Here is a 19,893-nt window from a genome sequence, read left to right on the forward strand (position 1 = left end):
GAGTGAACGGGGACGGTGACGGCTCCGGGAGGCATCGCCTGCCGGGGCCGCCACCGTTACCGGCGTCCCCTGCCGCGCTCGGCACCCCCGTGACCGTGCGTGGCGGAACACCGGTGGCCTGCCGGCCGCGTCCCCCAACGCGGCCGGCAGGGGCGGGTTGGCCGGCCCGAGGCCCGTGCACCCCCGAACGCGCACGGACAGCCGGGCCGGCGGTGACGTGGTGGCACGTCACCCGTTCTCGGGGAACCCCCGCCGCACCATCGTGCGGAACTGCTCCGAGGGCTCGATGCCGAGCTCCGCGCGCAGCAGCCCGCGGAACGCCTCGAAGTGGCGTACCGCCTCCACGAGGTTGTTCTCGGCGAGGTGCACCGTCACGACCGCCCGGTGCGCGCTCTCGCGCAGCGGGTCGATCCGGGTGCTCTCCAGCGCGGCCTCCAGGGCGGGGGCGTACTGCTCGTGTGCGACGAGCCGGGCGGAAAGGGCTTCCAGCGCGTGCAGCCGCAGTTGGTGCAGCCGCTCGCGCTCGAACACCACCCAGTCCTGGTGCCAGCCGGGCAGCAGTTCCCCCATGCCCATCAGCGAGGAGCACGCGACCCCGGTTCCCTCGGCCGGGGCCGCGAGTATGCGGTGTGCCGTGGCGGTGAAGTCCTGGATGTCCATCCGGACCCGCCGGCTGAGCGCGAGCACCCCGGGCCGGGGGCCGCCGACGGCCGAACTCGCCGCGTTCAGGCGCCAGATGGAGGTGCGCAGGCAGGCCCGCGCCCGCTCCTCGGTGACGTCGGGCCACAGGGTGCCCGCGAGCACCGAACGTGTCGCGGGACCCCGCAGCCCGAGGAGGGCCAGCAGCTGCTGTCCGCCGGCGGGCACGTCGACCTGTCCGCCGCCGTCGCCCTCGCCGCGGCTGAGATGAAATCCCCCCAGCAGCCGCAGACGCAGGGCCGGTGGTGCGTCGCCGCGTACCGCCGGACATTCCGTGACAGCCATCTGTGCACCCCCAGTTGTGCATCCCATCCCCTGACCAGCCAAGAAACTACGCCGGGCGGGGGCGGGGGTGCCTCAGGGAACCGCCCAGGGATAACCCCGGTGTGCCGGGGCTCCGGCCAGGGGAGTGCGCCAGGTCTGCCGGGCCTAGGACGATGTGCGCCGGTCCTGGGGGGCGAAGTGGTGCACGAGCCCGATACGCGAGGTGATGCCGAGCTTCGTATAGGTGTGGCCCAGGTGGTACTCGATGGTCTTGACGCTCAGCGCGAGCGCGGTGGCGATCTGCCGGTTGGTGAAGCCTTGCGACGCGAGGCGCGCCACGGCCAGCTCCTGCGGGGTGAGCCCTTCGGCGGCGGCGTCGACCTCCGCCGGATCGTGCGCGGGCCGCGGCGGAGCCGCCCGCCCACAGGCGTCCAACTCCCTCTCGCAGCGCGCCAGATAGGGCGTCGCCTCCAGTTCGTTCATCGTCGTGTACGCCGCCTGGAGCTGGGCCACGGCGACCGAGCGGCGCCCGATCCTGCGCAGGAACGCCCCGTGGTCGAGCTGGACGCGGGCGCGGCCGAACGGGGAGGGGATCTGCGCCGCCTGGTCGTGCGCGCGCAGGAACGCCGCCTGGGCGCGGTCCGTCTCCCGGCGCGCCGCGTGCAGATTGCCGCGCACCCGGGCCGCGGCGGACAGCGCCCCGTGCTGGCCGCGCGCCTGCGCCCGCTCCTCGTAGGGCAGCAGGACCGCCTGTGCCTCGTCGAGGTCGCCGAGCTGGATCAGCGCGTCGACGAGCAGCTCGCGCCAGGACACCACGCCCGGTTCGTTCACCCCGTCGTGCGAGGCGAAGTCCAGGAGCGGCCGCAGCGCCTCGACGACCCGCTCCGGCTCCGCGCTGGCCTCGGCGAAGGCGCCGTGCGCCGACGCCGCGTACGCGTAGGCGAGGGCGCTCTCGTCGCAGCCCGGCGCGTCCAGGGCGAGCCGCAGGTGCGCCGAAGCGCGGTCCCAGGAGCCGCGTGCCGAGAGGATCCAGCTGGCGATGGCGTGTGTAACCGGCTTCAGCCACGACTGCTCGCTGTCGTCGGCGATCGAGGCGGACGCCTCGGCGTGGATCAGCGCCTCGTCCCAGTCCCCGAGCCGGTGCAGGGTCTGCGCCAGCGCGGAGGCCGAGAGCAGCCGCAACGGCACCGTGCCCCTTCGGCAGTTGGCGACGGCACCGAGCAAGTCGGAGCGTGCGCCGAGGAGGTCGTCCGACCAGAGCCGCAACTGGCCGCGTGCCAGCAGCAGATCGATGTCCGACGACGGCACGAGCAGCGGATCGGGAAGGTCGCCGGCGAGTTCGATGGCCTTCTTGGCGGAGCCGCTGAGGCCCAGCGCGAGGAGGTGGTTGAAGCGCAGCATCCGGCTCGGCCCCTGAAGGGTGGAGAGCCGCTGGGCACGCTCGGCCCACCGGGCGGCATCGGAGGAACGCCCGCGCATCACGGCGGCGTAGCTCAACTGCTCCGCCGCGCGCGCCGCCAGCGAGGGGTCGCTCTCGTGGTCGCACTGGTTCCAGGCGTCCACGAGCAGGGTCTGGGCCTGCTCCATGCGGCCCTGGACGCGGGCCACATATCCGCGCACGTAGCCGCGCAGCGCCGGGTCGGCGCCGGGCGGCAGTCCCGCCGCGAGTTCCGCGGACTCGTGCACCCGGCCGTCGAGCAGCAGCGCCTCGACCGCCTCGACGGCGAGCCGGTCGCGCTCCAGGTCGGTCGTCGCCACCCGGGAGGCGTGCCGCAGGTGGGTGCCGGCCACCGCCCACTGGCCGGTGGCCGCCTCGCGCCGCGCGCAGGCGGCGAGGGCGGCGGCCAGATGCTCGTCCGGGCCGGTGGCGGCGAGCACCCGGTGGCGCAGGCTCGCGTACTCGTCGTCGACCAGGGCGGCGGCCCGCGTGTGCAGATCGGCGCGGTGGGCGGGGCCGATGTCCTGGTAGACCGCGGCATGGACGAGGGGGTGCGGGAAGGCGATCTCGGGTGCGGCTCCCGGGTGCGTCTCCTTCAACAACCCTGCCTTCACGGCCCGTTCGAGGGCGGGCAGCGGCGCGGGGACACGGGCGAGTGCGGCGGCCACGCTCAGCGGGCAGGAGAGGCCGAGGACGCTGACGGCCTGGACGAGCCGCAGCGCCTGGGACCCGCACTCCGCGAGGTTGGCGAGTACCAGCATGGCGTACGAACGCGGCGCGGGCAGCGGTGTGGTGACGTCCCGCAGGACGTGCGCGGGCACCTGGTCCAGGAGCGCGCGGGCGTGCAGCGGATTGCCGTGCGTGTGGTCCCGCAGGCGTACGGACGCGGAGTGCGGCAACCGGTTGCTGCCCATCTGCGCGCTGAGGGAGCCCAGTTCGTCCGGGCTGAGTCCGTGCAGCGGGATGCGCCGCGTGCGCACGTCGGCCAGCAACCGGCGTATCCCGTCAGGCAGTTGAGGGGCTTGCGGGTCCCGCGCCGTCACGATCGCGAGGACCTTGTCGACGCGCAGCCGCCGCAGCGCGAACGTCAGCGCGTTCAGCGACGCCGAGTCGGCCCAGTGGGCGTCGTCGAGCACCAGGATGACGGGGCCCTTGTCCTGCAGTTCGCTCAGCAGGTCGAGCAAGCCGAATCCCGCGGCGAGCGGCGGCAGGGTGCCGGGCGCCGAGCGGGGCGTGCGGATCAGTGAACCCAGGCTGTCCGGCAGCGGGTTGGGGCTCTGCCCGACGAACTGGGCGAGCACCCCGCAGGGCAGCGCGCTCTCGTTCTCCTCGCCGCTGGCCTGGAGCACACAGGCGTCGCCCGCCGTGTCCAGGAACCTGCGCACCAGCGCGGACTTGCCGATGCCGCCGGGTCCGTCGATCAGGACGAGCCGCGGTGAGCCCTCGCGTGCCTGGCGGAACTCCTTCTGGAGCGCGGCGAGTTCGCGCGTACGGCCGGAGAACGCCTCATGGGGCGCCGGTGCGTGGACATGGCCGTTCAGTGTGTCGCCGGACGTCATCACCGCCCCCACATGTCGGCACCCGGTACGGACGCCTGGAATGTGCCGGCGAACCGTGCCGGGCGCGTGGCCCTGAACGTCCACGATGATGCCGGAACCGCCCTCGGGACAAGCTGATTCGCCACTCCCGAGGAGCCGGTTCACCCGGGCCGGCCTCAGGTGTCACAGGAGTCGTCCCCCGCCGCGCAAGCGCGTTCTCCGGACTCCGTGAACCCGGACTCCGCACATCCGGACTCCGTGGCTCCGGTCTCCGTGGACGCGGCGTCCCCGGGCGGTTCGAGCAGCGAGAGCAGTTCGAGCCAGCCGTGGAACTGCGTGCGGTGGCCCGTCTCCCCTTCCTCGCAGCTCTCGCCCACCACATTGCCGTGCACGCCCCCGGGGGAGCGGAACACCTCGATGACGTAGCGCACAACGTCCTCCCGAGGGCCGGTACAGGCCCCGAACCGTGACACATCGCGACAGCGCCACGGTACGAACCCCGGACCCGCCGCCGCGTCGGGGTGTCACCTAGGGATGACCCCAGTCCCCACCCTTGGCCAAGGGTGCCGGGGCGGGACGCGGCGGCGTGCGGCGGGGCTCACACCATGCGGTGGTACTGCTGGGGCGTGGCGACCTCGCCGCCGAGCTCGTTCGCCGCGTGGCGGGCCCAGGAGGGGTTGCGCAGGAGTTCGCGGCCCAGGAGCACGGCGTCCGCCTCACCGTTGGCGAGGATCTTCTCGGCCTGCTCGGGGTCGGTGATCATGCCGACGGCCGCCACGGGGAGCGGGGTCTCGGCCTTCACCCGCGCCGCGAACGGGACCTGGTAGCCGGGGCCGGCCTGGATGCGCGCCCTCGGGGCGTTGCCGCCGGTGGAGACGTCCAGGAGGTCCACGCCGTGGGCGTGCAGTTCCTTGGCGAGCCGGACGGTGTCGTCGGCCGTCCAGCCCTCCCGCTCGTCCTCGGGGTTCTCCGTCAGCCAGTCGGTCGCGGAGATCCGGAAGAAGAGGGGCAGCTCCTCGGGCCATACGGCGCGGACGGCGTCGACGACCTCCAGGGCGAGCCGGGAGCGGTTCTCGAAGGAGCCGCCGTACTCGTCCGTGCGGTGGTTGGAGAACGGCGAGAGGAACTCGCCGATGAGGTAGCCGTGGGCGCCGTGGACCTCGACCACCTGGAAACCGGCGTCCAGCGCGCGCCGGGCCGCGTCGGCGAACTGGCCGACGACGTCGCGGATCTCCTCGGTGGTGAGTTCGTGCGGCAGGTGGTGGCCCTCGTCGAAGGGGAGCGGGCTGGGCGCCACCGGCTGCCAGCCGTGCTCGTCCTGGCCGACGGGTCCGCCGCCCTTCCAGGGGCGGTCGGTGGACGCCTTGCGGCCCGCGTGGGCGAGCTGGATGCCCGGGACGGTGCCCTGCGTCTTCAGGAAGCCGGTGATGCGGCGCAGCGCCTCGACCTGCGTGTCGTTCCATATGCCGAGGTCCGCGGGGCTGATGCGGCCCTCGGGGCTCACGGCGGTCGCCTCGACGAGGATCAGGCCGGTGCCGCCGGTGGCGCGTGCCCCGTAGTGGGCGAAGTGCCAGTCGGTGGCCACACCCGCGTTCGGCCCGAATACCTCGGCCGAGTACTGGCACATCGGCGCCATCCACACACGGTTGGGGACGGTCAGCGATCGCAGGGTGTAGGGCTCGAACAGCGCGCTCACGGCGGACTCCATTCGTCATGGACTGGGGTACGGCTCGTACGATAGACCTCGTAGTACGGCAGATGTCAAACTACGATGACTCTCGTACTATGGAGGCCTTCGAGAAGACGTGAAGCCCAGACCTGAAACCCAGATCTGCAGCCCAGACGTGAAACGCTGACGTGAAGCCCCGACGAAGTGGAGCCGTCATGACGACCGCCGCACCCATCAGCAGCCGTGCGCTCGACCATCCGACGCGCGCGGACATCCGGCTCGAGGGTGTGCTCCACGCGCTGTCGGACCCGATGCGCCTGCGCGTCGTGCGGCAGCTCGCCGGGTGCGAGCCGGGCCTCGACGGGCTCTCGTGCTCACAGATCGACCTGCCCGTCACCAAGTCCACGAGCACCCACCACTTCAGGGTGCTGCGCGAGAGCGGCGTGATCCAGCAGATCTATCGCGGCACGGCCAAGCTGAACGGCCTGCGCCGCGAGGACTTGGACGCGCTGTTCCCGGGCCTGCTCGACTCCATCCTCGCCGCAGCCACCAGCCAGGCGCAGCGCACGGGGACTCCGTAGGCGGCCCGTAAGGGGCGCGGGGAACTGCGCGATCAGCCCCCACCGGCTCGCGGTCAAAGAATCGGCCGGCTCCCCACACGCCGCTCACGCCTCACCCCTCACCGCCACGCGCAGCACCGAGCAGCCCCGCCCAGTCCGGGATCTTCACCGGCCCACGCCCAAGCGCAGCGCCCAGCTCCGCCTCCGCCCGCTCGATCCCCAGCCAGCCCTGCCACTCGACGGGGTGCAGGCCGGCCTCGCGCAGAGCGGGCAGCGCATCCTCGGGCACCCCTTCGCGTACGAGGGCCGGGGCGTCCGCGAGCAGCGAGAGCACCGTCTCCTTGGCGCACGGGCGGTTGGTCCCGATCACGCCCGTCGGCCCCCGCTTGATCCAGCCCGCCACATACTCGCCGGGGGACGCGGCGCCCTCCCGCAGCACCCGCCCCGCCGCGTGCGGCACCGTGCCGAGCCCGGGGTCGAACGGCAGCCCCTCGATGGGCACCCCGCGATAGCCGACCGAGCGCAGGACCAGCTGCCCCGGGATGTCCTCGTACTCCCCGCAGCCCGTCACCCCGCCGCGGCCGTCCGGCAGCGTCCGCTCGAACCGCACCCCGCCGACGCGCCCCGCCGCCTCCGTCACGGCCACCGGACGCAGGAAGAAACGGAGCCGGATGCTGCGCGGCAGGTGTCGCGCCGGGCGCTCGGCCCAGCCGCGCATCACCTCGACGTTGCGGCGGCCCACCGCGGGCAGGCCGGACGGGTCGGCGTACGCGGGATCGAGCGCCAACTCCGCCGGATCCACGATGACTTCGGTGTCGGGGAGCGAGCCGAGCTCCCGCAGTTCCTTGGTGGTGAAGCGTGCCTGGGAGGGGCCGCGCCGCCCGACCATGTGGACCTCGCGCACCCGGCTCCCGGCCAGCACGCCGAGCGCCGCCTGCGGCATGTCGGTGGGCCGCAGCTCGGACACGCCGCGCGCCAGCATCCGCGCCACGTCCACCGCGACGTTCCCGACGCCGATGACCACGGCGGACTCGACGCCCGCGATGAAACCGTCGGCCGTCGCGTCCGGGTGCGCGCTGTACCAGGACACGAACTCGGTGGCCGAGTGACTGCCCGGCAGGTCCTCGCCCGGCACGCCCAGCCTGCGGTCCGCCGCGGCGCCCACGCAGTAGACCACCGCGTGGTACAGGTCGAGCAGCCGTGCCGTGGGGAAGCCGCCGGGGCCGACCTCGACGCCGCCGAGAAAGCGGACGCGGTCGTGTTCGAGGACGGTACGCAGGTTGTTCTGCAGGGACTTGATCTTCTCGTGGTCGGGCGCGACACCGTAACGGACGAGGCCGTACGGGCAGGGGAGCCGGTCGATGACATCGACGCGCACCCCCGGCACGAGATCCTGCTGGACGAGGGACTGCGCGGTGTAGACCCCGCTCGGGCCCGATCCGACGACGGCGACCTGCAGCACGGCGGTGCTCCTTCCGCGAGGCGGCCTCGGGGGATGAATTCAGCATCGCACCCCTGTGCGTGAAGGGGGAGACGCCGTGAGGGGCGCGTTGATCCGGGTGTCGATCCGCCATCGATCCGCGCATCGATCCGCGCACCGATCCGGGCGTCGATCCGGCATCCCGCGCGGAAGCCGGTCGCCGCGTGGGCCCTGCGTGCCGTTCGTGACCTAATGCGATCGCACGGCTACCTTTTGATTGTGCTTGAGAGCCCCTTTCTTGGCGTTTCTGATCACTATCAACCGAATGCGGCAGACTCCTCGCTCTCCTCCCCCTCCTCCCCTTCCTCCCCCTCCTTCCACGTACGGCTGACCTTCGGTGATGGAGCCGCCATCGACGCGCGGGCCGTGGTGTCGGAGGGGCGGATCACCCTGGAGGGCCTGCGGGCCCAGCCGGGGCCATCGGGCGGCGCCTTCCCTCAGGACCCGCCGCCCGCCGTACGACGTGCTCGCCCGGCCTGGCCGCGCGGACGCGAGGGGCGGCTGAAGGCGGCCCAGGAGTACCGCGCGGCGCAGGCCGAGGGGCGTGATCCCGTCCTCGCGGTGATGCGGGCGACCGGCCGCAGCCGCCGCAGGTCCCTTAAGCTCATCGCGTCCGCCCGGGACGCGGGCGCGCTGCCCGCCCGCCACCACCGCCGCTGAGCGGCCCCCGGGGGTGGTTTGACCCGCGGCCCCGTCGCCGTATTGGATGCCGCAGGTCGAGGCGGGCGGGTACGGGCGTGAGGTGAGGGGGGTCACCGGGCATGGAGGCCAGGCGATCCCTCGGGCGGCAGTTCGGATGGCTGTGGGCGGCGTACACGGTCAGCACGTTCGGGACGCGGCTGGCGTTCGACGCCTTCCCGCTGATCGCGATCCTGGCCCTGGACGCGGGGCCGACGGAGGTGTCGGTCCTCGCGGCGGCCGGGTTCGCCGTGGGTGCGGTGGTGGCGGTGCCGCTCGGGCCGTGGGTGGAGTTCCGCCGCAAGCGGGCGGTGATGATCGCGATGGACCTGGTCCGGTGCGCGGCGCTGCTCAGCGTCCCCGCCGCGTACGCGCTCGGCCTGCTGGGCTTCGGCCAGCTCCTGCTCGTGGCGGTCGTCGTCGGCGCGGCCGACATCGCCTTCGGCGCGGCGAGCGGCGCCTGCCTCAAGGCGCTCGTACGGCCGGATCAGCTGCTCGTGGCGAACGGCCGCCTGGAGTCCACGAGTTGGACCGCCCTGATGCTCGGACCGCCGCTCGGCGGCGCCGCGATCGGCCTCTTCGGCCCGGTGATGACGGTCGTGGCCGACGCGGTCAGCTATCTGCTCTCGGCCCTCGGGGTCCGCGCGATCGGCGGCAAGGAGCCGCCCCCCGAGCGCACCGGGCGGGCGACGGGCTTCCGGGCGGGCGACCTGCTCGACGGGTGGCGGCACATCCTGGCGGGCCCCGTGCTGCGTCCGCTGTTCTTCAACACGGTGCTGAACAACGGCCTGATCATGGCGACGTCACCCCTCCTGATCGTCCTGATGGTCGGCGAACTCGGCTTCGCGCCCTGGCAGTACGGCCTGGCCTTCGCCGCGCCCTGCGTCGGCGGCCTGATCGGCTCGCGGCTCGCGGGGCGGCTCGTCGAGCGGTTCGGGCGGCACCGGGTCCTGCGCACGGCGGGGACGCTGCGGGCGTGCTGGCTCATCGGCCTCGCCTTCATCGGCCCCGGCGTCGCCGGGCTCGTACTGGTCATCGTCGTCGAGTTCGGCCTGATCCTGTGCTCGGGCGTGTTCAACCCGGTGTTCGCCACCTACCGCCTGGACCACACCCCGGCGGACCGCGTCGCCCGCACCCTGTCCGCGTGGTCGGTCACCAGCAAGCTCTCCATCGCTGCCATGACGGGCCTGTGGGGTCTGCTGGCCGGCGTCACGGGGCCGCGTACCGCGGTCGGGATCGCCGGGGTCCTCATCCTCGCCACGCCACTGCTGCTGCCGCGGCGCGACCCGCGCCTCACATCTTCCGCATCCTGGTGATCTCCGTCGTCTGCTGCGCGATCACGTCGTTGGCCATCTCCTCGACCTGGATGTTGTTGCCGTCGGAGAGCACCTCGGTGGCCATCGTGACCGCGCCGTTGTGGTGCGTGATCATCAGTTTCAGGAAGAGCTCGTCGAACGTCTTGCCCTTCGCCGCGCGCAACTGCTTCAGCTGCCCCTCGGTGGCCATGCCCGGCATCGTGGAGTGGTCGTGACCGGCGTGCTTCTTCGCGCCGCCGTGTTTCTTCAACCAGCCCTTCATGGCGCCGATCTCGGGGCGCTGGGCCGCCGAGATGCGGTCGGCGAGGCGCTTGACCTTGGTGGATTCGGCACGTTTCGGGGCGAGTTCGGTCATCTTCAGGGCCTGGCCGTGGTGCGTGATCATCATCTGGGTGTAGGTGAAGTCCGCCGAGTTGGGGGAGTCGTCGTCGGTTCTCTTCTTGGCCGCGTCCTTTGCGGACATCGTCGCCGCCGTCTCGCCCGGTTTGCCGGGAGCGATGACGGAGGGCCCGGGGGCCGCCTTCTTCTCGGGCTGTGAACCGGAGTCGGAACCTCCCGAATCGCAGGCGCCGAGCGCGAGAACGGCGGCCGTGAGGAACACGGCGACGGCGGGCGTACGACGGTGGTGCACGGCTGCCTCCTGTGGCGCGCGGGGGAGTTGGGGACCGTCCTAGCACGCTTACGTGCGTGGTTGATCAAAAACTTTCATTACAGATGCGTTGCCATCTGTTGATCTGTGCATGCTGAGCACGATACTGCGGGGTGTCCGTGAACCGTTCAACTACGAACGGCGACTAGGGAGGACGCAGTGACCCTGTTGAACAACCCCCGAACACGGCGCAGACGCTTCGGCGTCGGCGCGGCCGCGCTCGGTCTGATTGCCGCGCTGTTCAGCGCGGCGCCCGCCGGAGCGACGCCCGACCCGGGCGACTCTCCCGCCGCGCCCAAGAGCGTGTCGAAGAGCGACGCCGCCGAGGCGAGGGAAGCCGTCAAGAGCGGCGAGATACCCGCGCCCGACGAGATCGTGCACTCGGCCAACATCAAGCATCTCGCCAACATCCCCAAGGACGCGCTGCCGGGGTTCAACACCGACCTCGCCTTCCAGGGGAAGTACGCCTTCGCGGGCAACTACGACGGCTTCCGCATCTACGACATCAGCAACCCGAAGAAGCCGCGGACCGTCTCTCAGGTCCTGTGCCCCGGTTCGCAGAACGACATCTCCGTCTCCGGGAACCTGCTCTTCCTCTCCACCGACTCCTCGCGCAGCGACAACTCCTGCAGCAGCACCACGCAGCCCGCGACGGAGAAGGCCTCGTGGGAGGGCATGAAGGTCTTCGACATCAGCGACAAGGCCAACCCGAGGTACGTCTCCGCCGTCGAGACCGCCTGCGGCTCGCACACGCACACGCTGGTGCCGGAGAAGCGGAACGTCTACGTCTACGTCTCCTCGTACTCCCCGAGCGCGACGTTCCCGGACTGCCAGCCCCCGCACGACGGCATCTCCGTCATCAAGGTGCCGCGCAAGGCCCCGCAGAAGGCGGCGGTCGTCGACTTCCCCGTGCTCTTCCCGGGTGAGGGCCCCGACGGCGGCGGCAACCCGGGCGGTCCCACCAACCCCGGCGTCTCCAAGACCACCGGCTGCCACGACATCACCGTGCTGCCCTCCAAGGACCTGGCCGCCGGCGCCTGCATGGGCGACGGAATCCTCCTGTCCATCAAGAACCCGGAGAAGCCCAAGGTCATCGACCAGGTCCAGGACAACAAGAACTTCGCGTTCTGGCACTCGGCGACCTTCAACCAGAAGGCGAACAAGGTCGTCTTCACCGACGAGCTGGGCGGCGGAGGCGGCGCGACCTGCGACGAGGCCACCGGACCCGAGCGCGGCGCCAACGGCATCTACGAGGTCAGGGGCAAGGGCGACCACCGCAAGCTCGTCTTCAAGAGCTACTACAAGATCCCGCGCCACCAGGCCGCGACCGAGAACTGCGTGGCCCACAACGGCTCGCTGATCCCGGTCAAGGGCAAGGACCTGATGGTCCAGGCGTGGTACCAGGGCGGCGTCTCCGTCTGGGACTTCACCAACTCCTCGAAGCCGAAGGAGATCGGCTACTTCGAGCGCGGTCCGCTCAGCACGGACACGATCCAGACCGGCGGCTCCTGGTCGGCGTACTACTACAACGGCTACATCTACTCGAACGACATCGCCAAGGGCTTCGACGTCCTGAAGATCGACGACAAGCGGACGGACCCCGCCGAGCGGGTCCGTATCGGTGAGCTCAACGTCCAGACCCAGCCGGACTACTTCGACTGACCGGACTGTCGCGTGTAGCGCTGTGTGGACCGCCTCGGGGACCGTGTCTCCTGTGCGGCCTGATCGGCGACTCGCGCATGTGTCCCGCCGGGCGGTTCGTCGCCCGGCGGGACCCCGAGCTCCCAGGCGAGCCCGTACCGCTGGAAGAGCTCGGCCCGCAGCGCTGAGGGCGGCATCGGCGCCCCCGGAAGCAGCACCGCGAAGACCGCGCCCATCAGCAGGGCGCGCAGCAGCGGATAGTCGGTGTCCACGTCGGGCGAGCCATGGCGTACGACGGTGTCGCGGAGCAGTTCGGCGAGGTGCTGCTGCTCGGGGCAGCGCACGAACCCGTCCGCCTGGAGGATTCCCGCCATGTGCGTGCGCATCAGGAGGGGCTGGTCGCGGGCCAGGCCCAGGATCGCGTCGATGGCGCGGGCCAGGAGCTCGTCGCCGTCCGTGGACCGCGGCTCCCGTTCGAGGGCGGCCTGGAGCGTGCGGTGCATCAGCCGGTGCACCGCCGACTGCAGGAGCTGGCGCTTTCCCGGGAAGTAGTACGACACCAGGCCGCGGGCCGAGCCCGCGCGGTCCGCGATGTCGCCGAGTGTCGTCGCCTCGTACCCGCGCTCGCTCACCAGGTCGACCGTGGCCTGCAGGAGCCGTTCCCTGGAACGCCTTCGCAACTCTTCATTGACCGATGCGCTACGCGGGGACATCCTGTAACTCCTGCGTTGACTGGCTGAGAGCCAGTATACTCAGCGTGTCGCGGACCAAGACCCTCAGTGGTCGCCTCATGGTCCGGCGCGACCTGGAGCAGGCAACACCGCGGGGGAGTGTTGCCTGCTCACAGGTGCCGATCGGCCGAACCCTCCTTACAGTGGGCCGGGGGGCCGAGGAGGCGTACTGAGATGGATCAAGAGCAGATTCTGTCCCGGATCTCGTCGATGGTCGACGACGAGCGGACGCTGCGGGAATCCCTTGCGGCGGGCGCGATCGACGAGGCGACGGAGCGCGCGAGGCTCGGCGCGTTGGAGCGTGAACTCGACCAGTGCTGGGATTTGCTGCGCCAGCGCCGCGCGAAGGCCGAGTTCGGCGAGAACCCGGACGAGGCGCGGGCCCGCCCGGCGGCCCAGGTCGAGGGCTACCGGTCATGAGGCGCCCCGCACCCTGACGGCCACCGCGGCGAGACGTTCGAGGCCCGCGCCATCTCAGCCCCCGTCGACGAGACCGAGGACGGGGCGCAGCCCGTCCGGCCGATGATCCACGGGCAGATGGTCCACGAAGTGGACGGCGCAGCCGATTGCGGTCGCGCCGGCGTCCGCGTGCCGGTCGTCGCCGACCATCAGCGTGTCCGCGGGATCGACGCCGAGCGCCTCGCAGGCGCGCGCGAAGAGGCGCGGATCAGGCTTCTGGATCTCGTGCTCGTACGACAGGGTGTACGCGTCGACGTACGGGTCGAGGCCGTGGGCGCGGAAGACGGGGCGCAGGTCCCACCCGATGTTGCTGACCACCGCGACGCGAATGCCCCGCTCGCGGAGCCCGGTGAGCACCTCGGCCGCGTCCGCGTAGGCGCGCCAGGCCTCCGGCCGCATGTGGCGGTCGTACAGGGCGTCGTACAGGAGCGGGTCGGGCAACGGGACCTCGCGCGAGAGGCCGGTGTACGCGGCCCGGTGCTGGGCGGCGCTGCGGTCGCGCTGCGCCCACAGCTCGGCCAGCCGTTCGGGAACGCGGTCGGGGCTCGCCCCGCCCGGCAGCGCGCCGGCCCGCTCGAGTCCCTCCGCCAGCCGCTCGAACTCGGCCGCCGGGAGCGCGAGTCCGGCCTCCCGGAGCACCGCCCGCAGCCAGGACCCGGTGGACTCGATGCGGAACAGCGTCCCGGAGAAATCGAAGAGCGCACCCTTGATCGTCATGCCAGGGATCCTCCGGGACGGGCGAAGGGGAGGTCAAGTGCGCTTTGCGGCGTGGGCGTTGGGGGTGCGTCGGGGAGGCTAGGTGGTCTCGGGGGTGCGGGTGGCCGGGCGGTGGGTGTACGTGGCGATCGCGAGGGTCACCATCAAGGTGCCGAGCAGCCAGCCGCCGACGACGTCCGACGGCCAGTGCACGCCGTTCCAGACACGGGTCACGCCGACCCCGATCACGGAGACCGCGGCGATCGCGACGGCCGTGCGCCACACGGCGGCTCCGACGCCGTACCTGCGCAGCAGCCACAGGAGCAGCCCGCAGACGACCGTCGCCGTCATGGCGTGACCCGAGGGGAACGCCGCGAAGTGCGCGGAGTCCACCGGGTCGGGCCACCTCGGGCGCGGCTTGTCGACCGCGGCCTTGAGCCCCTGCTGCACCAGGGTGCCCACCGCGCAGGTGACCGCGAGCCACACGGCCGGGCGGTGCTCCCGGCGGAAAATGAGCCACAGCACGACCACGGTGATCAGCAGGCGCATCGTCCACGGGTCCCACACCCAGTCGGTCAGGATGCGGCTGGCCTGGGTGACGCCGTCGTGCGCGACCGCCCAGCGGTGCATGGTGCGCGCGATGTCGCCGTCGAGGGTGCCGAGCGGGCCCCACTCCAGCTCGACCAGGAGGATCAGCAGGAGCGAGAGGGCGCCCAGGAGCGCGGCGACGAGCGGGGCGCGGGGCCTGCGGGGACGGGGCGGACCGGGCGGCGAGTCGAGGGGTGCAGTGGGGTGCATGGAGAGATCCTCGCCGACGGGCGGTGCCGGAGGCCATCCCGGGGTGGCGTCCCGTGGGGTGCGCCCCGGCTTCCTCGGCCTCCGGCGGCAGGCCATTACCCCAGCGCGCGCAGCCCCGGCACGAACGTCACCAGGAGCGGGACCACCGGCACGAGCGCCGCGGCAGCCGTCAGCCGCAGCCGCCGCCCGGCGGTGAGCCGTGGCCGCGCGGACAGCAGCCGGTGCACCCGCTGCGGTACGTGGGCCTGCGGGGTCGGGCAGGGGCCGAACACGCCCCGGTCCTCGTTGAGCTCGACCAGCGCGAGGGCGATCGTCAGACGCCCGAAGCGCCGCGAGGCCACGTCGTCGGCGGCCAGTTCCACGAGGCGGTGCATCTCGTCCCGGAACGCGGCGAAGACCGGCACCTGCGGGAACCCCGTGGCCAGCGCGCCCGAGCAGTGCAGGAGCCAGTCGTGCCGTGCCTGCGCGTGGCCCTGCTCATGGGCGAGCACGGCATCCAGCTGACGGCCCTTCAGGCGGCGCAACGCGGCGGTGGTGATGACCAGTTGGGGAGCGGACCCCGGCAGCCACCAGGCATCGGGGCGCTCACCCTCAAGGACGACCAGACGGTCGGCGCCGGGCTCCTCGCCGGGCAACAGCGGCGCGCGCAGGCGGAGTTCGGTGCGGCCCTTGCGGCGCCTCGACCGGGCCCGGACGATCTCGCGGGTCAGCATCGCGGCGGTCCACAGGCCGCCGAGGGCCAGCGCGACGGCCGTCGCGGGCGCCCAGGAGCCGCCCGCACCGAGCGCGTACGCCTCGATCACGTCGTGCGGCGCGGGGGCGAAGACGTGGCCGCGCACGGCCTGCCACGCGGCGGCGGCGCTCAGGACCATCGACAGGGCGCAGCACATGAGCACACCCGCCACGACGCACTGCCACGCCCACAGCGCGACCACCGGTTCGCGCTCCGGCCAGTCGGCGCGTGCGATGAGGCGCGGGGCGACGACGGCGGCGAGGGCGCCCAGCAGCAACAGCGCAACGGGGAGCAACATGTGTCAAGACTATGAGGGCGGCGCCGTCGGAGGGTATGGCCTATCGCCTCAAGTGACGCACGCCACGGCCGTTCGCGGGGGTATCACCCCTTACTGCTGCCGGGTTCTCCACCCGGCCGGGGTCCTGCGGTGGCCTACAGCGTCAGGAGCATCGCGATCATGGCGATCCCCATGGACAGACGGCACACCATCGCCAGCTCGGTGCGGTCACCCCACCCCATGACCGCGCCACCGCCACTGCCTTCCGCTGTCGCGAGCGTGGGTACGGGCAGCAGGCGGGCGCCCGACCACAACACGTACCCGGCGAAGTAGAGCAGCAGCGCCCCGGTGAGTGCCGGGGTGCCCCCGCCGCCGTGGCCCGCGTGCGCGGTGGGCGTCGCGGCCATGGCCACCGCCATGTAGACCATGGCGCAGGCGCCGACCAGGTGATGCAGGTGGTGCCGATTGCGCCGGGCCCCCCACAGGGCGCTCAGTGCCGCCGCCCCGAACACGGCCGCGTACCCCAGCCAGGCCCAGCGCGGCGGGGTCAGGACGGCCGCGGGCACGGCCATCAACGCCATGCCGAAGCCCATCAGCGCCTCGCCGCCGGCCGTACGGCGCTGTGCCTCGATCCTGCTGCGCATCCGCAGCAGGCAGTAGGACCCGGTCGCCGCGCACAGCGCGACGAGCAGCCAGCCGGCCTGCGCCGGTCCGTGCACCGCGCACCTCCCCCGATCGACGGTGTCCCTGGGGTCGATGCCCTCACGCGGCGAGTCGTACGCGAGCGCATGGGTGTACGCGGGGAGCGCGGAGGGGGCGGACGCGGCGTGACGGAAGAGACTTCCGAGATAAATCGTTTTCGAGTAAAACACTTGCTAATGTTCTGGCCATGAGCAGTGCGTCACCCCCTTCGTCCCGCCCCTCCGGCCTCTCCCGCCCCTCCCGCGTCCGGCGACTCCCGCTCGCCGGTGTGCTGCGTCCGGGCAAGCCGTCCGACATCTGGTTCAAGCCCGCGTCGAGCGTGGTCGTCGCCACCGCGATACCGAATCTGACGCTCCTCGCGATCGGCCGCCTCGATCTCGTCATGTACACGATGGCCGGGTCGTTCTGCGCGCTCTACACCCATAACCTCCCGTACGCCGCGAGGGCCCGCGCCCTGGCCGGAGTCGTCGTCGGCATGCTGGCCAGTGTCGGCATCGCGATGGTCGCCGCCTCGCTCACCACGTCGGCCGTGGTGCTCGTGGCCGTCGGATCACTGCTCGCCGCCGCACAGAAGACACTGTGCGACGCGACCCGCATCGGTCCGCCCGGGCACCTCATCTTCACCTTCATCAGCTCCGCCACACTGTTCGCGCCGCAGGCCATCGGACAGGTCCCCGGTCACCTCGCCCTGACGCTCGGCGCGGGCGCCGTGGCCTGGCTGGTCGGCATGGCCCCCGCCCTGGTGCGGCCGCACGGCCCCGAGCGCCGGGCCACCGCGCGGGCCCTGCGGGCGGCCGCCGCGTACGCCGAGGCCTCGGGTCCCGGCCGCGAGCGCGCCCGCCCCGCAGCGGCGGCGGCCGTCCACGCGGCCTGGCAGTCACTGCTCGCCGGCGGAGCCCGCACGGCGGCGCGGCGCGCCCTGGAGCGCCTGGTCATCCGCGCCGAGGACGCCCTGGCGGCGCCCTCGACGGCGGACCCCGCCGAGCTGCGCTCCTGGGCGACAGGGCTGCGCGGCACGGGCGCCGTGCCGCGCCCCGGCGGCGTACGCACCGACGAGAACGACGAACTCCTGGGTGTGGAGGCGGAGTTGGCGGCAGAGGCGGCCAAGTCCTCCCTGTGGCGGCGGCTGGGCCCCGGATCGCCGCTGCTGCCCATCGCGCTGCGCACGGCGGTCGGCTGCGCGCTCGCGGGGTACGCGTCGCTGGCGCTGGGCGTCGGCCGCCCCTACTGGGCGCTGGTCACGGCGGCGTCCCTCTACCAGGCCAACGTCACGCTCACCTGGAACAGGGGAGTGCAGCGCGTGGTGGGCAACCTCGTCGGAGTGCTCGCGTTCGCCGCGATCGTCCCACTGGCCCACCTCAGCCACACCACGCTGATCCTTAGCTGCCTGGCGCTCGCCTTCGGGGCGGAGGCGCTGATCGGCCGCAACTACTGGCTCGGCAGCGTGTGCGTCACGCCGATGGCGCTGCTGGTCACCGAGTTCGCCCGGTTCCAGCAGCCCGGCGAGCTGATCCTCGACCGGGTCGTGGACACGTTCGTCGGCGCGCTGCTCGGCATCGTCGCGGCGATGCTCGTCACCAACCGGCGCGCCGCCGACCACATAGAACTGGCCATCGAAGCCACGGACCGGGCCCGCACCCGCGCCGAACAGGCCTTGGCGGCCCCCACCCCGGCGACCCTGCGCCCGGCGCGCCGCGCCCTGACCGCCGCACTGGTGGACCTGCGCACCGCGCACGACGCGGCAGCGGGCGAGTGGTGGCAGCGCGCCCTGCCGGACCAGCGGGTAATGATCGCCGAGCAGGCCGGACACCGTACGCTCGCGGCGACGGTACGCGGCGCGGAGCAGGCCGCACACGTGACGGAGCAGCCCGCACACCTGCGGGCGTAGAGCGCCGGGCAAGACGAAAGGCCGAGGACGGGGCACATGAGGAACGGCAGCAAAGGGGACGCGGTGGGGGAGACGGGGCCATCTGCGGGCAGAGGGGACGGAGTCGATGCCTCCGGCGGTTCCGCGCCCGGGACGAGCGGCGCTGACCCTGGCGATCCCGTCTCCGCGACGAGCCGCACCCCCGACGCCCCCCGCGACACCGTGGCCGCCGTCGTGCGGCAGTGGCGGGCCGTGCGGCCTGATGTCGATACCGGGCCGATGGAGGTCATCGGGCGCATCAACCGGTGTGCCGCTCTGCTGCAGCAGGCCGAGGACGCGCCGTTGCGGCGTGTGGGGCTGACCCGGCCGGAGTTCGACCTTCTCGGCGCGTTGCGCCGGACCGGACACGAGCTGACCCCGGGCGAACTGGCCCGCGAAACCTTCTCCTCGGGGGCCGCCGTCACCAAGCGCCTCAAGCAGCTCCAGGAGCGTGACCTGGTCGACCGGCGTGCCGACACCCGTGACCGCCGTGTCTCGCACGTCGGCCTGACCGACGCGGGCCGCGACCTGGTCGACTCGATCCTGCCCGATCAGCTCGCCTACGAGACCGTTGTCCTCGCCGGGATCGACCAGGATGGTCAGGCGCAACTCAGCTCCCTGCTCGGGGAGTTGCTCGGACAGCTTGAGGGGCGGATCGGGCCGGCTTCGGGGTTCCGGGGGTGACGGGCGGCTGATCGGGTGGCGGCTGACCAGGCGGCGCTGAAGCCGTCGTCTCAGTGGTCCTCTACCGAGGCCGCCAGCAACTCCCGTGCCTCCGGCTCCACATGCTCCGCGTAGTACTCGTGCAGGGCCGTACGGCCCAGGCGTGCGGCGAGCGGGCCGTCCCCCGCGGCGATCGCCGCCAGGACCTCGCGGTGGTGGGCTATGGAGCGCTCCATCCAGGCCGTCGTGTCCGCGACCCCCGCGATCTTCTTCTCGATGACCTCCACCACCGCCTCGTGCACGGCGCGTGCGCACAGGCCCAGGAGGGAGTTGCCGCTCGCCTCGGCGATCGCCCGGTGGAAGAGCGCGTCCGCCTCGCTGAACGCGTGCGGGGAGGCAGGGCCGCCACGGCTGAGCGCTTCCATGCGGGTGATCTGTTCGCGCATCCGGGCGAGATCCTCCTCCCCGTGCAGGCGGGCGGCCAGACGATTGCTCTCCGCGTCCAACACCATGCGGAACTGCACCAGTTCACCGAGCGTCGCCACGCTGGAGCGGGTCAGTCGGCCCAGGGCCTGGCTGAGGTTGTCGGGGGAGACGCCGAGCACCTCGGCGCCCAGCGGGTCGCCGGGGCGGGAGCGGACCAGGCCCGCCGACTGCAGGACACGCAGCGCCTCGCGCACCGTGGAGCGGCCCACGCCGAAGCGGTTGACCAGCTCGCGCTCGGCGGGCAGCCGGGACCCGGGCGGCAGATCACCGCTGAGGATGCGCTCCTCGATCTGCTCGGCCACCCGCTGATAGGCGCGGACCGGTGTGACCGGCCGGAACAGCTCGGTGTCGTCGGCGGCCATCGGCCCGCCCCCTCCACGGTACGTAACTGACACGCGATGCCGGCACAGGAAAACCAAGATCTGATGGTTGACCCGGCCGTGAACGTGCAGGCAGAGTACGGGAACTCAACTGGTCTGACCAGTCGACTGGCCTCGTGGCCAGCTGACT

General features: G+C 72.4%; 19 protein-coding genes. 7 read left to right on the forward strand and 12 right to left on the reverse strand.

Going from position 1 to position 19,893, the window contains the following annotated elements:
* Positions 1-228 precede the first annotated feature (228 nt).
* The 4 genes from ACWFRU_RS18510 to ACWFRU_RS18525 all read right to left on the reverse strand — a co-directional run bounded on the left by ACWFRU_RS18510 (position 229) and on the right by ACWFRU_RS18525 (position 5,635).
* Positions 229-984 carry an AfsR/SARP family transcriptional regulator gene (locus ACWFRU_RS18510; protein WP_453688179.1) on the reverse strand — a complete coding sequence of 252 codons (756 nt, stop codon included), beginning with the start codon at positions 982-984 and terminating at the stop codon, positions 229-231.
* Positions 985-1,128: 144 nt separating this feature from the next.
* Positions 1,129-3,960 (reverse strand): helix-turn-helix transcriptional regulator, encoded by a 2,832-nt coding sequence (locus ACWFRU_RS18515; protein ID WP_453688181.1) that lies wholly within the window; start codon positions 3,958-3,960, stop codon positions 1,129-1,131.
* Between the two features lie 155 nt (positions 3,961-4,115).
* A complete protein-coding gene (locus ACWFRU_RS18520) occupies positions 4,116-4,370 on the reverse strand; it encodes a hypothetical protein (protein ID WP_453688183.1) in 255 nt (84 codons plus the stop codon).
* Positions 4,371-4,537: 167 nt separating this feature from the next.
* Positions 4,538-5,635: an NADH:flavin oxidoreductase/NADH oxidase gene (locus ACWFRU_RS18525; RefSeq protein ID WP_453688185.1), complete on the reverse strand. Its 1,098-nt coding sequence runs from the start codon at positions 5,633-5,635 to the stop codon at positions 4,538-4,540.
* A 188-nt stretch (positions 5,636-5,823) separates the two neighbouring features.
* On the opposite strand from ACWFRU_RS18525, the gene ACWFRU_RS18530 reads away from it, so the two are divergent.
* Positions 5,824-6,189, forward strand: coding sequence for an ArsR/SmtB family transcription factor (locus ACWFRU_RS18530; RefSeq protein WP_453688187.1), 366 nt, complete (start codon positions 5,824-5,826; stop codon positions 6,187-6,189).
* Between the two features lie 91 nt (positions 6,190-6,280).
* Here the strand turns inward: ACWFRU_RS18530 and ACWFRU_RS18535 are convergent, their stop codons facing one another.
* Positions 6,281-7,630 carry an FAD-dependent oxidoreductase gene (locus tag ACWFRU_RS18535; RefSeq protein ID WP_453688189.1) on the reverse strand — a complete coding sequence of 450 codons (1,350 nt, stop codon included), beginning with the start codon at positions 7,628-7,630 and terminating at the stop codon, positions 6,281-6,283.
* 237 nt (positions 7,631-7,867) lie between these two features.
* On the opposite strand from ACWFRU_RS18535, the gene ACWFRU_RS18540 reads away from it, so the two are divergent.
* Together ACWFRU_RS18540 and ACWFRU_RS18545 are read left to right on the forward strand one after the other, a co-directional pair.
* Complete coding sequence (locus ACWFRU_RS18540) at positions 7,868-8,308, forward strand: DUF6214 family protein (protein ID WP_453688191.1); 441 nt, start codon at positions 7,868-7,870, stop codon at positions 8,306-8,308.
* A gap of 101 nt (positions 8,309-8,409) precedes the next feature.
* Positions 8,410-9,642, forward strand: coding sequence for an MFS transporter (locus ACWFRU_RS18545; RefSeq protein WP_453688193.1), 1,233 nt, complete (start codon positions 8,410-8,412; stop codon positions 9,640-9,642).
* On the opposite strand, the gene ACWFRU_RS18550 is transcribed toward ACWFRU_RS18545, so the two are convergent.
* The gene (locus tag ACWFRU_RS18550; RefSeq protein ID WP_453688195.1) at positions 9,620-10,273 is read right to left on the reverse strand and encodes a DUF305 domain-containing protein; all 654 of its coding nucleotides are present in this window, start codon (positions 10,271-10,273) and stop codon (positions 9,620-9,622) included. The two genes, ACWFRU_RS18545 and ACWFRU_RS18550, sit on opposite strands and share 23 nt — an antisense overlap.
* Positions 10,274-10,450: 177 nt before the next feature.
* Between ACWFRU_RS18550 and ACWFRU_RS18555 the strand changes: the two genes are divergently transcribed.
* Positions 10,451-11,953 (forward strand): LVIVD repeat-containing protein, encoded by a 1,503-nt coding sequence (locus ACWFRU_RS18555; protein ID WP_453688196.1) that lies wholly within the window; start codon positions 10,451-10,453, stop codon positions 11,951-11,953.
* Here the strand turns inward: ACWFRU_RS18555 and ACWFRU_RS18560 are convergent.
* Entirely contained in the window at positions 11,941-12,645 is a 705-nt protein-coding gene (locus ACWFRU_RS18560; protein ID WP_453688198.1) for a TetR/AcrR family transcriptional regulator, read from the reverse strand. The genes ACWFRU_RS18555 and ACWFRU_RS18560 overlap by 13 nt on opposite strands.
* 192 nt (positions 12,646-12,837) lie before the next feature.
* Between ACWFRU_RS18560 and ACWFRU_RS18565 the strand changes: the two genes are divergently transcribed.
* Entirely contained in the window at positions 12,838-13,083 is a 246-nt protein-coding gene (locus ACWFRU_RS18565) for a DUF2630 family protein (RefSeq protein ID WP_451218643.1), read from the forward strand.
* Positions 13,084-13,137: 54 nt separating this feature from the next.
* Here ACWFRU_RS18565 and ACWFRU_RS18570 read toward each other — a convergent pair whose 3' ends face one another.
* The 4 genes from ACWFRU_RS18570 to ACWFRU_RS18585 form a co-directional block, all read right to left on the reverse strand.
* Positions 13,138-13,839: an HAD family hydrolase gene (locus tag ACWFRU_RS18570; RefSeq protein ID WP_453688201.1), complete on the reverse strand. Its 702-nt coding sequence runs from the start codon at positions 13,837-13,839 to the stop codon at positions 13,138-13,140.
* Positions 13,840-13,917: 78 nt separating this feature from the next.
* Positions 13,918-14,616 carry a phosphatase PAP2 family protein gene (locus ACWFRU_RS18575; RefSeq protein ID WP_453688203.1) on the reverse strand — a complete coding sequence of 233 codons (699 nt, stop codon included), beginning with the start codon at positions 14,614-14,616 and terminating at the stop codon, positions 13,918-13,920.
* Positions 14,617-14,711: 95 nt separating this feature from the next.
* Complete coding sequence (locus ACWFRU_RS18580) at positions 14,712-15,647, reverse strand: M56 family metallopeptidase (protein WP_453688205.1); 936 nt, start codon at positions 15,645-15,647, stop codon at positions 14,712-14,714.
* A gap of 134 nt (positions 15,648-15,781) precedes the next feature.
* Positions 15,782-16,345 (reverse strand): DUF5134 domain-containing protein, encoded by a 564-nt coding sequence (locus ACWFRU_RS18585; RefSeq protein ID WP_453688308.1) that lies wholly within the window; start codon positions 16,343-16,345, stop codon positions 15,782-15,784.
* A 170-nt stretch (positions 16,346-16,515) separates the two neighbouring features.
* Here ACWFRU_RS18585 and ACWFRU_RS18590 point away from each other — a divergent pair, with 170 nt between their 5' ends.
* Positions 16,516-18,216: an FUSC family protein gene (locus tag ACWFRU_RS18590; protein WP_453688207.1), complete on the forward strand. Its 1,701-nt coding sequence runs from the start codon at positions 16,516-16,518 to the stop codon at positions 18,214-18,216.
* Between the two features lie 36 nt (positions 18,217-18,252).
* Entirely contained in the window at positions 18,253-18,918 is a 666-nt protein-coding gene (locus tag ACWFRU_RS18595; RefSeq protein ID WP_453688209.1) for a MarR family winged helix-turn-helix transcriptional regulator, read from the forward strand.
* Positions 18,919-18,968: 50 nt separating this feature from the next.
* Here ACWFRU_RS18595 and ACWFRU_RS18600 read toward each other — a convergent pair whose 3' ends face one another.
* The gene (locus ACWFRU_RS18600; RefSeq protein WP_453688210.1) at positions 18,969-19,745 is read right to left on the reverse strand and encodes a FadR/GntR family transcriptional regulator; all 777 of its coding nucleotides are present in this window, start codon (positions 19,743-19,745) and stop codon (positions 18,969-18,971) included.
* Positions 19,746-19,893 lie beyond the last annotated feature (148 nt).

The sequence above is a fragment of the Streptomyces sp. NPDC055099 genome, assembly GCF_053607685.1.

Bases quoted from the DNA above. Each gene is read 5' to 3' on its own strand.
- ACWFRU_RS18530 (WP_453688187.1), top strand. From the start codon at position 5,824: ATGACGACCGCCGCACCCATCAGCAGCCGTGCGCTCGACCATCCGACG.
- ACWFRU_RS18595 (WP_453688209.1), top strand. From the start codon at position 18,253: ATGAGGAACGGCAGCAAAGGGGACGCGGTGGGGGAGACGGGGCCATCT.
- ACWFRU_RS18570 (WP_453688201.1), bottom strand. From the start codon at position 13,839: ATGACGATCAAGGGTGCGCTCTTCGATTTCTCCGGGACGCTGTTCCGC.
- ACWFRU_RS18575 (WP_453688203.1), bottom strand. From the start codon at position 14,616: ATGCACCCCACTGCACCCCTCGACTCGCCGCCCGGTCCGCCCCGTCCC.
- ACWFRU_RS18590 (WP_453688207.1), top strand. From the start codon at position 16,516: ATGAGCAGTGCGTCACCCCCTTCGTCCCGCCCCTCCGGCCTCTCCCGC.
- ACWFRU_RS18565 (WP_451218643.1), top strand. From the start codon at position 12,838: ATGGATCAAGAGCAGATTCTGTCCCGGATCTCGTCGATGGTCGACGAC.
- ACWFRU_RS18560 (WP_453688198.1), bottom strand. From the start codon at position 12,645: ATGTCCCCGCGTAGCGCATCGGTCAATGAAGAGTTGCGAAGGCGTTCC.
- ACWFRU_RS18515 (WP_453688181.1), bottom strand. From the start codon at position 3,960: ATGACGTCCGGCGACACACTGAACGGCCATGTCCACGCACCGGCGCCC.
- ACWFRU_RS18600 (WP_453688210.1), bottom strand. From the start codon at position 19,745: ATGGCCGCCGACGACACCGAGCTGTTCCGGCCGGTCACACCGGTCCGC.
- ACWFRU_RS18545 (WP_453688193.1), top strand. From the start codon at position 8,410: ATGGAGGCCAGGCGATCCCTCGGGCGGCAGTTCGGATGGCTGTGGGCG.
- ACWFRU_RS18510 (WP_453688179.1), bottom strand. From the start codon at position 984: ATGGCTGTCACGGAATGTCCGGCGGTACGCGGCGACGCACCACCGGCC.
- ACWFRU_RS18580 (WP_453688205.1), bottom strand. From the start codon at position 15,647: ATGTTGCTCCCCGTTGCGCTGTTGCTGCTGGGCGCCCTCGCCGCCGTC.